The sequence below is a fragment of the uncultured Marinobacter sp. genome, from assembly GCF_947259545.1.
Lineage (GTDB): Bacteria > Pseudomonadota > Gammaproteobacteria > Pseudomonadales > Oleiphilaceae > Marinobacter.
Genome location: NZ_CAMYMK010000007.1, coordinates 459,311 through 471,926 on the forward strand (window position 1 = coordinate 459,311; position 12,616 = coordinate 471,926).

At 55.5% G+C, this 12,616-nt stretch carries 12 protein-coding genes; 6 read left to right on the top strand and 6 right to left on the bottom strand.

The window, feature by feature from the left end; genetic code table 11:
• Positions 1-17: 17 nt before the first annotated feature.
• Together Q0Y21_RS09850 and Q0Y21_RS09855 are read right to left on the bottom strand one after the other, a co-directional pair.
• Entirely contained in the window at positions 18-1,187 is a 1,170-nt protein-coding gene (locus tag Q0Y21_RS09850) for an alkane 1-monooxygenase (RefSeq protein WP_297794462.1), read from the bottom strand.
• A gap of 30 nt (positions 1,188-1,217) precedes the next feature.
• Positions 1,218-2,276: a 2Fe-2S iron-sulfur cluster binding domain-containing protein gene (locus Q0Y21_RS09855; RefSeq protein ID WP_297794464.1), complete on the bottom strand. Its 1,059-nt coding sequence runs from the start codon at positions 2,274-2,276 to the stop codon at positions 1,218-1,220.
• Between the two features lie 102 nt (positions 2,277-2,378).
• Between Q0Y21_RS09855 and Q0Y21_RS09860 the strand changes: the two genes are divergently transcribed.
• On the top strand, positions 2,379-3,386 hold the full coding sequence (locus tag Q0Y21_RS09860; RefSeq protein WP_297794467.1) for an AraC family transcriptional regulator: 1,008 nt from the start codon (positions 2,379-2,381) through the stop codon (positions 3,384-3,386).
• 182 nt (positions 3,387-3,568) lie between these two features.
• Positions 3,569-5,152, top strand: coding sequence for an aldehyde dehydrogenase family protein (locus Q0Y21_RS09865; protein WP_297794470.1), 1,584 nt, complete (start codon positions 3,569-3,571; stop codon positions 5,150-5,152).
• Between the two features lie 60 nt (positions 5,153-5,212).
• Here Q0Y21_RS09865 and Q0Y21_RS09870 read toward each other — a convergent pair whose 3' ends face one another.
• The gene (locus tag Q0Y21_RS09870) at positions 5,213-6,139 is read right to left on the bottom strand and encodes an XdhC family protein (RefSeq protein WP_297794473.1); all 927 of its coding nucleotides are present in this window, start codon (positions 6,137-6,139) and stop codon (positions 5,213-5,215) included.
• A 241-nt stretch (positions 6,140-6,380) separates the two neighbouring features.
• Positions 6,381-6,635, bottom strand: a complete 255-nt coding sequence (locus Q0Y21_RS09875) for a hypothetical protein (RefSeq protein ID WP_297794475.1) — start codon at positions 6,633-6,635, stop codon at positions 6,381-6,383.
• A 163-nt stretch (positions 6,636-6,798) separates the two neighbouring features.
• Here Q0Y21_RS09875 and Q0Y21_RS09880 point away from each other — a divergent pair, with 163 nt between their 5' ends.
• Both Q0Y21_RS09880 and Q0Y21_RS09885 read left to right on the top strand, forming a co-directional pair.
• The gene (locus Q0Y21_RS09880; protein ID WP_297794478.1) at positions 6,799-7,431 is read left to right on the top strand and encodes an NAD(P)H-dependent oxidoreductase; all 633 of its coding nucleotides are present in this window, start codon (positions 6,799-6,801) and stop codon (positions 7,429-7,431) included.
• Between the two features lie 54 nt (positions 7,432-7,485).
• A complete protein-coding gene (locus tag Q0Y21_RS09885; protein ID WP_297794480.1) occupies positions 7,486-8,379 on the top strand; it encodes a LysR family transcriptional regulator in 894 nt (297 codons plus the stop codon).
• A 321-nt stretch (positions 8,380-8,700) separates the two neighbouring features.
• Here Q0Y21_RS09885 and Q0Y21_RS09890 read toward each other — a convergent pair whose 3' ends face one another.
• Together Q0Y21_RS09890 and Q0Y21_RS09895 are read right to left on the bottom strand one after the other, a co-directional pair.
• Positions 8,701-8,955 carry a DUF465 domain-containing protein gene (locus Q0Y21_RS09890; RefSeq protein WP_297794483.1) on the bottom strand — a complete coding sequence of 85 codons (255 nt, stop codon included), beginning with the start codon at positions 8,953-8,955 and terminating at the stop codon, positions 8,701-8,703.
• 93 nt (positions 8,956-9,048) lie between these two features.
• A complete protein-coding gene (locus tag Q0Y21_RS09895) occupies positions 9,049-9,831 on the bottom strand; it encodes a hypothetical protein (protein ID WP_297794486.1) in 783 nt (260 codons plus the stop codon).
• A 187-nt stretch (positions 9,832-10,018) separates the two neighbouring features.
• Between Q0Y21_RS09895 and Q0Y21_RS09900 the strand changes: the two genes are divergently transcribed.
• Positions 10,019-10,987, top strand: coding sequence for a beta-ketoacyl-ACP synthase III (locus Q0Y21_RS09900; protein ID WP_297794489.1), 969 nt, complete (start codon positions 10,019-10,021; stop codon positions 10,985-10,987).
• Positions 10,988-11,094: 107 nt separating this feature from the next.
• Positions 11,095-12,582 (top strand): NAD(P)/FAD-dependent oxidoreductase, encoded by a 1,488-nt coding sequence (locus Q0Y21_RS09905; protein WP_297794492.1) that lies wholly within the window; start codon positions 11,095-11,097, stop codon positions 12,580-12,582.
• Positions 12,583-12,616 lie beyond the last annotated feature (34 nt).

A 12,616-nucleotide genomic window follows, 5' to 3' on the forward strand; every position in this document is an offset into this window, starting at 1 on the left:
TTTTGTTGTTTATGGACTTATTGGTTTGCATGTTTCATAAGCGCAGGAATGCGACTCCTGGCATTGGCCTGCGATGCCAGGACGCGCTCTTCCGAAGAGGCATATTTCTCATCCCACTCAAGGACTTTTGGTGTCATGAGCTTGTGCCAGAGCGGCGGAATCATTGCGACCACAATGGTGGTGAGGTAACCGCTGATCATCATCGGTGAGTCCGGGAACGGTTTCAGATCCTGGTACGGCACCTCGCCCTGGGCGTGATGGTGGGAATGGCGTGTCAGATTAAACATGGTCCAGGAGCTGATGCGTTTGTTGGTATTCCAGGAATGCCGCGGTTGCACCGGCGTTTCCGGATGACGGACCATGCCGTAATGCTCCATGTAGTTAACAATCTCAAGCAAGGCCTTGCCCCACAGAGCGCAGGCTATGAAATACACCATGGCGCCAACGCCTCCCATGGCGAAGGCAGCAGCCACGAGCATTGCGCTCATCAGGTGTCCCCGGATCACCGCATTCCGCCAGGACAAGGCCGAGTGACCTTTACGCCTGAGGCGCCGTTGCTCGATATTCCAGGCGCTGGCATTGCCTTTCAGGGTGGATACCACAACGTGGTAATAAACGTTGCGCCCACGGGGGGCCGTCGCCGGATCCTCGGTGGTCGACACGTAGCGGTGGTGCCCGTAGACATGTTCAATCGAAAACACCGTGTCGAAACTGAATGCCAGCAACCAGCGTCCAATCAGCATGGATACCGGGTCCCAGGTTCTGTGCGTCAGTTCGTGGCCGGTAATGGTGCCGATGATTCCGATCATCAGTCCTGTCAGCACCACACCTGAGAGGTGGTGTATGAAGGGAGTGGCATCGCGAGCCAGGACCGCATCGTATCCCGTCAGTTCGGTAACCAGGGCACCAAACCCGGCGACATCCGTTGAACTGACGCTCCAGACGGAGGCGAAAACGACCAGACACAACAACGGCAGTGCCATCCATAATTGCACCGTCAGTACAGTGGGGCGCCTGAATTCTGGTGTCGTTGTGTCATCACCGCAAAGTGCGTCACCGACAATGTAGATCACCAGGACCGCCAACAGCCCCAGACTGATCCAATGGCCGCCAGCCACCAGAGACACCAAAGCCAGGAGCCCGATTCCGTGGAAGAGAAAGAACTTCAAGTAATGTAATAAGATCATCTTTTACCCTCTTGTTTTTAATATTATTGATTATATGGCCAAGGCTGAGGCGTCAGCGTCCAGTGCATCCCGCGTGGTCGTAAATCTGTCTGCATAAATGTTTGTCCGGCTGACGCCCCCTTCAATTAACCTGGCTTCGGCGGCATCGATCATTCCTGGCGGACCGCACAGATAGGCCTCCGATCCCTGCAATGACAGCCCGGGGATGACGTCGGTCACCCGTCCACGGGCGCCCGTCCAATCCGAATTCTCGGCTTCCTGGGATAAAACAGGGATGAAGGTGAAGGCTGCTGACCATTTGAGCGCGAGATCCCGAATGTCATCCAACCGGTAAAGATCCTGCTGAGACCTGGCGCCGAACAACAAAGTTACCGGCCGGTGGCTCTGCCCTTCCACAGCGTCTTTCAGCAGCGCCAGGATCGGCGCGAGACCGCTGCCACCGGCGATCAGAATCAATGGGGCATCTGATGGGCGTAACCAGAATTTCCCTGCCGGGCCGTCCACCATAACGGTGTGACCCAGCAAGTCCTTTTCATTCACTGCTGTTGAGAATTGGCCACCGGGCACTTTGCGAACGAAGAAGGAAAGCGTCGCATCTGTCCGACAGGGGGTGGCAAAGGAGTAGCTCCTGGCCCGCCCCGGTAGGGAATCCAGGGTCAGGTCCGCGTACTGGCCGGCTTTGTAGTTCAGCGCCTGGTCGAGTTGTAATTTCAGGTGGGTAATATCGTGGGTTAACCGCTCCTGCAGCACCACCCGTCCCGGAACCGTCCTACGCTGTTTCTGCGCCGTCACGTCCACTTCAATGGTGACGTCACTCGTCGGGACACTCTGGCACGCCAGAATGTAACCCTGATCCAGTTCATCGTCATTGAGGATATAACCAATGTCCGTCAACTCTTTCACGGTCCCTTCGACCAGACGGCATTTGCAGGATGCACAGCCCCCGACGCGGCAACTGTGGGGAAAATCGATGTTCTCCCTCAGTGCCGCGTGCAGGATCGTTTCCTTGTGAACTACCCGGACGGCTTCCCCGTTGATCTCTGCCCAATGTTCTTTCGGTACACGCTTGCGGAATAAAGAAAACATCATCGGCCCCCTTTTTTTGTTCGCACGGATACATGCTAATGTTCCTCACCGAACATCGCGGGGTCATTTATTGACATCCATGGGTGATAAATTGACAATCATCAAATGCCCAAATCCAGAATCACCCTGCCCAATCACTACATCCTCCAGATCATCGACATTGTCGCGACTCTTGGCGTGCCGACAGAGGGCTGGCTGCGGCATCTGAAAATTGACCCGAATGAGTCCGAGGAATCCCTGATCACCATGCCCTGGGCAACATTCCGGCAACTGCTGCTGGACGCCGGCCGATTCTGCAATGACAAGGCGCTGGGACTGCTGATCGGAGAACGGCTGCTGATCAATACCCACGGCATCCTTGGCTACGCAGCATTAAGCAGTGGCACTACCCGGCAAGTGATTGAATTACTGGAGCGATATCTGGTTCTCAGGACCGATATGGTGACGATGGAGTCCGCCCAGCAGGGTGACCGGTTATGGGTGAGCTTCTACGAGAACAGACCGCTGGAGGACGTTCGCCGACCGGTTACCGAAGCCATTGTTCTGGCCATTCGGAACATTCTGGACTTCACGACCATGGGGACCTGCGACATCCGGGAGGTCACCTTTCCTTTTGATGGCGATGCAAAGCTGGCGGAAGCGATGTTTCGCTGCCCGGTTGCCTACAATCAGGACTCAGCCGGCTTTTCCCTGCCCCTGGCAACCATTGACCAACCCCTGAAACTTGCAAATACCGTCAGTTTTCAGGAAGGGCTGAAAGTCTGCCAGCAGGAACTGGAGAAGCTGTCTTCTGAACAAACCTGGGGGGTCCGAGTTCGCAGGATCATGTTGCAAAGTACCCATGGATTCCCGTCGCTGGAAATGACGGCGAGGCGGTTCCATGTCACACCGAGAACCCTCCATCGCCGACTGATTGAAGAAGGCACATCGTACAGGGACATTCTTGAGGATGTTCGCCACCAGCTCGCAACGCGATACCTGGAAACCGGTCAGATGACCGTTCAGGAAATCTCGTACGCGTTGGGCTACTCGGATATTGCCAATTTCCGGAAGGCCTTCAAGCGCTGGGAATCGGTGCCACCGTCCATGTATAAAGCGCCGCTAGCGCCGTAGACGCGCACCTTTGTCATTTTTTAACCCCAAACTGTCATTTAATAACCCAACGCCATCGTCATGGAGTCGATACCATATGGTAGGACCAGTTTGGTCTGCCATTTTTCAAGACCACGAGTCACCACAAGTCCAACAATTGGCGTGCGCCAGAGGCTTTATCCCCCCAAAGGAGGATTCCAGAAATGGAAATGGTTAAACAAGACATTCCCACACTTGAATTATCGGCCACTAATCCGGCCAACGGCCAGACGTTGGGCTCCCTGCCCTACACGCCAGCTCACCAGATTCCTGAAATGTTCAGTCAGGCAAGGAAGGCTCAGGCCATATGGGCGGAGAAGTCGTTTGCACAGCGCCGCCAGCACATGAAGAAAATGCGGAACTATATCCGTGACAATGCCGACGAGCTGGCCCGCATCGTCAGCGACAGTAACGGCAAAACACGTATGGACGCGCTGGCAACAGAGGTATTGCCCTGTCTGATGGCGTGTGACTGGTACGGCAAGCACGCCGAAGGGGTGCTGAAGCCAGAATACCGGGGCCCCTCCAGCCTGCTCTGGATCGGCAAGCGGTCGGAGATTCGTAACGAACCGCTGGGCGTAGTCGGCATCGTCAGCCCCTGGAACTACCCATTATCCATTCCGTTCGGCGAAGTCGTTATGGGGCTGATGGCCGGTAATGCCATTATCCTGAAAGTGGCTGCCGCAACACCGCTGGTTGGCAAAGCCATCGAGGATATCGTGGCCGCCGCCGAATTGCCGGATGGCCTGTTCCACCATATCGTCGGCTCAGGTGGACAGGTGTCCAGCGCGATGTTTGACAACGGAATCAACAAGCTGTTTTTCACCGGTTCGGTGCCTACGGGTAAACAGATCATGGCCCAGGCCGCTGCTACGCTGACCCCGGTGTCGCTGGAGCTGGGCGGGAAGGACCCGATGATTGTTCTGGACGATGCCGACCTGGAGCGGGCCGCCAATGGCGCCGCCTGGGCGGGCTATCAGAATGCCGGTCAATCCTGCGGTGGCGTTGAACGGGTCTATCTTCATGAGTCGGTGTATCACCAGTTTGTGGAGCTGATGGCAGAGAAAACAAAGGCGTTACGCCACGGTGTTCCCGATGACAAGTGTTCCGTGGACATTGGTTCGATGACCACAGCCAAACAACGCCAGTTCGTTGAAGGGCAGCTGGCCGACGCAGTCAGGGATGGTGCAAAAATTGTGGCCCAGTCACAGGCTATCAGTGATCAGGAAGGCGAATTCCATCCTGCTACCCTGGTGACGGATGTGCATCACGACACGGCCCTGATGCGTGAGGAAACCTTTGGGCCCGTGATTCCCGTCATGTCCTTCAAGACCGAGGACGAAGCGGTGGCTCTGGCCAATGACTGCACAATGGCTCTGACCGCTTCCATCTGGACACGCAATACAGCTCGGGGCAAGAAACTGGCGGATCGCATCAAAGGTGGCGTGGTCGCTATTAACGATCACCTCTACACCCACGGTATGTCCGATCTGCCCTGGGGCGGTCCCGGTGAGTCCGGGATTGGTCGCACCCACGGCCCGGAGGGGCTTCTGGAGATGACCCATCCCAAAGTAGTCAACTGGGACTGGCTGAAAGCCAAACGCAATCTGTGGTGGTACCCGCAGGATGAGGCCAGCAACAACGCCATTCATAGCGCGCTACATCTGGTGGCCCCCCGTTCGCCAGTCGACTTTGTACGGGCAAGCCTGCGTGTCATGCCGGCGATGATCCGAAAGATGTACTTCTGACGATTACCCACCTCGGTGAGTAATGGAACGGATCATGGTTTCCTCCTGATCCGTCCCTCGCTACACCGTTTGTATCTGGGGACTTTCCTCGCCCAGTATCTCAGCCAATACCGAGATCGCCAGACGTTGCGGATCCTTCATGGGGCCAACCAGTCCTATGGGGCCGTGAATGCGATTCAACTCAGTGGCGCTGTAGCCCAGATCCTGCAACGCTACCAATCGGGCTTCATGGGTGCGATGACTGCCCATGGCGCCGATGTAGAAAGCCCTGCTTGCCAATGCCTTACCCAGTAAAGGGATTTCATAGTCGTGATCGTGAAACATCGCGACAAACGCGGTTCTGTTATCCAGCGATGCTCCGTCAAATGCTGTGGGGCTGATAATTTGAGCGTCAATCCCCTGAGCGGCCAACCGCGCCACCTCCTCTGATTCTGGCAGATACACCTTCACGCCAAAGCCTGAGCTTTGTGCCAGGTGGGCAAGGGCCACGGGTTCGGCGCCCCGACCGCAAATTGCCAGTTGCAGGCGCGGCTGATATTGAATCCGTGGGTAAGATTCGGCGAGTTCCAGGTTTCCAGGCAGAAGATCCCGCAGATCAAGGTCAAAACGTTTCCGGCTGTGAAGGCAGGTGATGGCCCTATCCAGCCAGGTTGGCGAAGGATCGGGAATAATCAGGAGAACGACCGCACCGCCGCAAGGCAGCTGGATATCCAGATAATCACTCCCGGCACCATAACGAATACGTCTCACCTGATTCGCTGCCATGGTTTCCTGTGCTTGGGACACAACATCGGACTCCAGACAGCCATTCGACAGGGATCCAACGTACTCTCCGTTGTCCCTCACCGCCATGAGGGTCCCGGGAGATCGCGAAGCCGGCCCTTCCACTGAGACCAGGACCACCAGTGCACAGGGGGAACCAGCGTTCCGCGCAGTGGCGAGGTACTCAAGCACTGAGAGCGGATCACTTGTAATCTGGCCGAACATGGGCAAAGCAAACCTCCGGGCCCGCGGGGTAGGAACGAGATGTAGCTGACACCGGCCTATTCTGCCATTCGATTCCCCTTAATTCACGATGTAATGTCCCGGCTTTTTACCGGTCTGTTCGCAAACACGACCCCGACCATTAGCAATGCCACGCCACCCCATACGGCCCAGCCAAAGGATTCGTTAAAAAACAGAATCCCGAACAGCAAACCTGCCGGTGTGATCACAAACCCGAGCTGGCTCAGGAAGGTGGGTGAAGAGCGTTTCTGTAAATGACCGCAAGTATCAGGATCGCGCCGCCCAGAAGCATGCCCGGAGCCAACTGTTCCGGAGAGGCTCCCCTTGGCCAGTGTGTCGTGCGGTAGATATTGCCAATTGCCAGTGATAGCGGGATAAGCAGGCCCAACATCAGCGCAATCAACGCCCCTACTCCCAGGAGCAGGACCAGAGATACGGCGTCCGGTTGAAAATTCTCGATGGCAGCTTCGGATCTCATACGGCGTTCTCCTCATCAGAAGATCGCCATGATCCATGAACCGATACGGTCGATCAGCCCCCATTTCGTGAAAACTCATTTCGCGATTCCGGGGTCGATCCGCATCGCCCGTTTGGGCGATCGTTACCGGGAGCATTCACCCCAAGAACGTAAGGAGAACATCATGGACTTTCTAGAAGCTTTGCATTGGCGCTACGCCACGAAACGAATGAGTGGTCAACGCATTCCTGAAGCGCCGCTCAATCGCATCCTGGAGGCAACTCACCTGGCACCCTCTTCCTATGGCCTGCAGCCTTATGTGGTGAAGGTGGTATCCGACCGATCGCTACTCGCCCAAATCCGTGAGGAGGCGGCTCCGCAACCCCAAGTCACGGAGTGCTCACACCTGTTGGTGTTCGCGACCATGACCAACCTGAATGATCCGTTGGTCGATCAGTTCATCCAACTGACTGCCGAACAACGGGGTATTGGCGTCGACAATCTGCAGGAGTACGGAGACGCCATCAAGGGAACCATCAATGGATTCGAGTCTGAGGAAATCAAACGGGCCTGGGCTGCCCGACAGGCCTACATTGCCCTGGGTTTCGCACTGAGCGCAGCAGCCATAGAAGGAGTGGATGCCTCACCAATGGAAGGTTTCGAGCCACCCGCCCTGGACAACCTTCTGGGACTTGGGGAACAGGGTTTGAATAGCGTGGTTATTGCTGCACTCGGATACCGGGATACCGAAAAGGATACATACGCCGCGCTTCCCAAGGTTCGTCGTCCCCGCCCGCAACTCATACAAGCAGTCTGATCCTACCCCTGTATAATGGCGGCCATCGTCCAATCAACAGCATGGAGTCTGGGCATGGACCGCCTCAAGGGTTTGGAATACTTCAAACGAATCTATGAACTGGGATCCTTCACAGCGGCAGCTGAGGAATTCCAGTGTTCAAATGCAGTGATCTCCAAGTACGTCAAGTTCCTGGAGTCCTGGACCGGCGCCAAACTGATTCTCCGCAACACCCGTACGATCAGTTTCACCGACGAGGGGCACCGATTCTACGAGTATTGCCGGGCCATTACCGAGCAGACCGAGCACCTGTTGGATTCTGTCGTGAATACCGGGGACATCGCCGGCCAACTGGTGATTGCCAGCCCGGTTTCCCTGACCATGAAGGTACTGGCGCCGCTTATTTTCCAGTTCCAGAGGGAGCATCCTCAGATTAGCATTCGGATGCAGATGAGCGATCAGATCACGGATCCGGTGGCGGCGGGGGTAGATCTGGCGATTCGTGGCATTGAGGCCCCGGAAGCTTCCTCGCTGATTGCCGTTCGCCTCGGCACCCTCGAGCGAATTCTGGTGGCCTCCCCCGACTATCTTGACCGTGCCGGCACCCCAGAAACGGTCGGAGCGCTTGATCAGCATCAATGTCTGATCTACAGCTTGAGTTCGGATGCCAACCGCTGGGAATTCTCATCGTCGAAGGATGACACCGCCGAGCCGCTATCGGTCGCAGTTTCCGGTCCGGTCACTGCGGATAATTCGCTGATCCTGGCTGACGCCGCAAAGGCTGGTATTGGCATTGGACTGGTACCCAGGGCTTATGTCCAACAGGAACTGATGCAGGGAGAACTTCAGGAATTGCACCTGGACGCCCGTCCAAATCCCCGGTCAATCTATGCTGTTTATTCAGACCGCCAGTATCTCCCGAAACGGGCACGGCTCTTTACCGAGTTTCTAAAGACCGCCTTCAGCTAGCCTGCCGTATCCTGGAAGCTCAGAACTTCCAGAAAGGCGTTCTCAGGCGCTGTTCAACAACTTCTGGCGGATAACCTGCGTCCATGAGCAGGCGAGGCTCTGTGGTATGAATGAGGTGGAGGAAGTTACGTTTCATTCTCCACCCTTTGTACAGTGATGCAGCTTTTTTCATAGTAACCATCCATTTATAGGTAACGACAAAGGGCAAGCCATGACCGGCTTTTATTAGTTACCTATTTTATGAAAAAAGCCTTTCCACACCCATACTTGGAAACCACTACGCCGCCCGTCTCCTGAGCCGGAAGAACTAACTATTTATACTTATCCCTGGCCGTTGGATTTCTGCAATAGTGTCTGGTAGATGTCATCTTTGAGTTGCAGACGCTGTTGCTTCATCCGATGCAGCTTGTCGTCACCTATCGGTGCATCCCTAAGCTCCAGCCCTTCTATTTCCTGATCCAGCGCCGTATACCTTTTGAAGTGTTCCTGGAACTTCGGATCATTCCTGTTCAACTCGTCGATCAGATCTCCAAACTGGGGAAATTCGTTGTGAAGCTCGTGGCTCGTAATGCCCATTACCTCGTCTCCTTTTTCTCGCAGCGTGTTTAGTCAGAATGCCATTCTTACTCCGGATTTGGGAATAGGCTCGGAAGCCTCAATTCCTTCACCCTAAAGTTCCGATTCCAGGCGCTCCAGACCCAGTGAGGCCTTGAAACTCTGGTATTCATCCCGGTACACAATAGCCCCCAGCGCCATCACTGCCTTGGTTGTCATGCGGTCAAAGCTCTCCCGTATCAGCACGGGAATATTTGGCTTCAACCTCACGCTGGCAGTTTCAATCAGCACTGCGCCCATCACCAGCAGGGCATCAATCCTCCGGTTATTCCTGTCACCATCCATAATATGGCGCGCCAGTACCCGGGCATCCTCCAGTATGACCCTCTCCTCCTGGTTCAGGCTTGCACCATCGAACATCATGAAGCTCTGATAGCGCCGAGCCCGCTTAAGCATGAAGGATTCCCGAACGGCAGGGTCTGGTTCGTCTTCTGACGGTCTGGTGTTAAGAATGCCGTGGAGCCGGAAGTCGATCTCTCCTGCCGCCCGTTTCTGTTCAAATACGTGCCTGAGATCTGCCCGGGCCACCTCCGACGTACTCTCCATGGCCTCTGCGATGACCGCATCAAACGTGGTTTTCTCAACCATATCCAGGACCCGGCGAATGGTATGGATGGCTTTCATGACATCCGGCCACAAGCGGGGATCCGCTTCTTCCGGCTCTTCCGGCAGACGATTCCCGATTGACCGGGCGCTAAAGAACGCCTTCTCAACGTCACCAATAGCAACACCAGATTCGTTGGCCACCCATCTGACGCCATAATCATTGAGGTCTTCAATCAGGCTGGAGGTGAGGATTAGCAGGTAATACTTCATGCCGAGTGGAAGGTCTGTCATCAACACTCCTTCACATCAAGGGTTCCTCTCTACAGGTATAGCCTATTATGGCCCGAGTACCAGCTTAGTGCATTACAGCCAGCGTGCTGGCCTTTGACAAACCGCTAATAGCTCGGGCCCATCAAGAGGGTATAGGATGATTAAAAGAACCTGAGCATTGATCTGTTTACCCCGAGGAAGATTGCACATGACGTACGCGCGAATTGTCGGCACGGGCTCATATCTGCCCCAAAATGTCATGACCAACGAAGATATGGAAAAAATAGTCGACACCAGCGATCAATGGATCCGCGAGCGTACCGGAATTGAGCAGCGACATATTGCCGTCGAAGGGGAAACCACCGTTGACCTCGCGGAAAAAGCCTCACGACTCGCCATCGAGGCAGCCGGGCTTACTCCGGATGAGATCGACCTGATCATCTTTGCCACCTCGACGCCCGACAAGATATTCCCCAGCTCCGCATGCATCCTCCAGGCCCGGCTTGATATTCATGGCTGCCCTGCGTTCGATATTCAGGCGGTGTGTAGCGGGTTTGTCTATGCCCTTTCCGTGGCTGACAAGTTCATCAAGACCGGCAGCAGCAAAAAGGCCCTGGTGGTGGGCGCAGAGCTGTTCTCCCGCATTCTGGACTGGGAAGATCGTGGCACATGCGTGCTCTTTGGCGATGGTGCGGGTGCCGTGGTACTGGAAGCCAGCGAGGAAACCGGCATTCTGTCTACTCATATCCATGCCGATGGCCAGTATGAAGATCTGCTGCATGTGCCCTATGGCATCGGCGACGGCTTTGACCAGGTACGGGCCGGTAAAGGCCATGTGCACATGAAAGGCAACGAGGTCTTCAAAATCGCCGTCAACACCCTGGGCAAGATTGTCGATGAAACCCTGGAAGCAAACCAGATGCAGAAGTCGGATATCGACTGGCTGGTTCCGCACCAGGCGAACCTGCGCATCATCGCCGCGACAGCCAGGAAACTGAACATGTCCATGGACCAGGTCGTAGTCACCGTCAACAAGCACGGTAATACGTCCGCCGCCTCCATTCCCCTCGCCCTGGACGTCGCCGTTCGTGATGGTCGCATCAAGAAGAACGAAGTCGTTTTACTGGAAGCCTTCGGTGGCGGTTTCACCTGGGGATCGGCCCTGCTCCGTTATTGATCGTTCTGACTACCCGGTTTGCACACATTAGCCATCCCTGAAGCCCTGCTGGCTCTATATACTCGTTATTATTAGATGTAGCGCCAATAACAAACAGGGTCCAGGTGATGACGAACAAGGCAAGTGCAAAGAAGCCATCGGTGATAATTATCGGAACCGGCTTTGGTGGTCTCTGTATGGCCATCCAGTTAAAGCAGGCTGGTTACGACAACTTCACCATGCTGGAGAAAGCCGGAAACGTCGGCGGAACCTGGCGGGACAACACCTACCCCGGTGCTGCCTGTGACGTGCAGTCACACTTTTATTCCTATTCCTTTGAACCGAAACACGACTGGTCCCGCAAGTTCGGACTCCAGAAGGAGTTGCTGGGCTATATGGAAAACTGCGTGGACAAGTACGGTCTGGCGGCTCATATCCAGTTTCACCAGGAAGTCACCAGCGCCAGATTTGATGAGGCCAGCAACACATGGACCGTGACTACTCAGGATGGGCAGCAGCGCATCGCTGATGTGGTGGTGTCCGCCACAGGACAGCTGAACCAGCCCGCCTACCCGAAAATACAGGGCATGGACCGTTTTAAGGGGAAGCTGTTTCACTCCGCGCGCTGGGATCATGACTACGATCTGACCGACAAGCGGGTTGCCGTCATCGGCACCGGGGCAAGCGCCATCCAGTTTGTACCGGAAATCATAAAACAGGTGAGCTCACTCAGCCTGTTCCAGCGCTCCGCTGCCTGGGTATTGCCCAAGGCCGACCGGCCGTTCAAGGCCTGGGAACAGGCACTGTTCAAGTCCGTGCCGGCATGGGATCGCATTTATCGCTACATGATCTACTGGAAAAACGAGAGCCGCGCGCTGGCTTTCACCCGCTTCAGCGGCCTGCTGGAACTGTTTGCCCGCCAGGCCAGAAAAGAAGCCCGAAAGCATGTGACCGATCCGGACAAGCTCAAGCGCATCATTCCCGATTACAAGATCGGCTGTAAGCGCATTCTGATTTCCAATGACTGGTATCCAGCCATCAACCAGTCCCATCTGGATCTGGTGACCACATCGATAGACCATATTGACGAGTCGGGTGTGGTGACTTCCGATGGCAAGCACCATGACGTCGATGCGATTATTCTGGGCACCGGCTTTGCGGCGTCAGAATTTCTGGCACCAATGACCATCACCGGTCGTGACAACACCACCCTCAACGAAGCCTGGGCGAAGGGTGTCGAAGCCTACAAAGGCATTTCAGTCACCGGGTTCCCTAACCTTTTCGTGCTGTACGGCCCCAACACAAACCTGGCCCATAACTCGATTGTGTACATGCTGGAGTCTCAGGTCCGCTACGTTATGAGTTGTCTCGATACCCTGGAGAAATACCCGGGATCAGCCATGGATGTATTGCCCGAACGCCAGAAAGCGTTTTCAGACTCCGTCCAGACCGGGCTTGAAGACAGTGTCTGGAACGCCGGCTGCACCTCCTGGTATCTGGATAAAAACGGCCGCAACACCATCAACTGGCCAGGCTTCACCTTCAGCTACCGGCTGGCCACACGCCGTGTGGATACCACGGATTATCAGCTTCTGTACCCCGCCGAAGCGCACTGAACAGCCTACGATTACCCCGACAACTCCCGCCCCG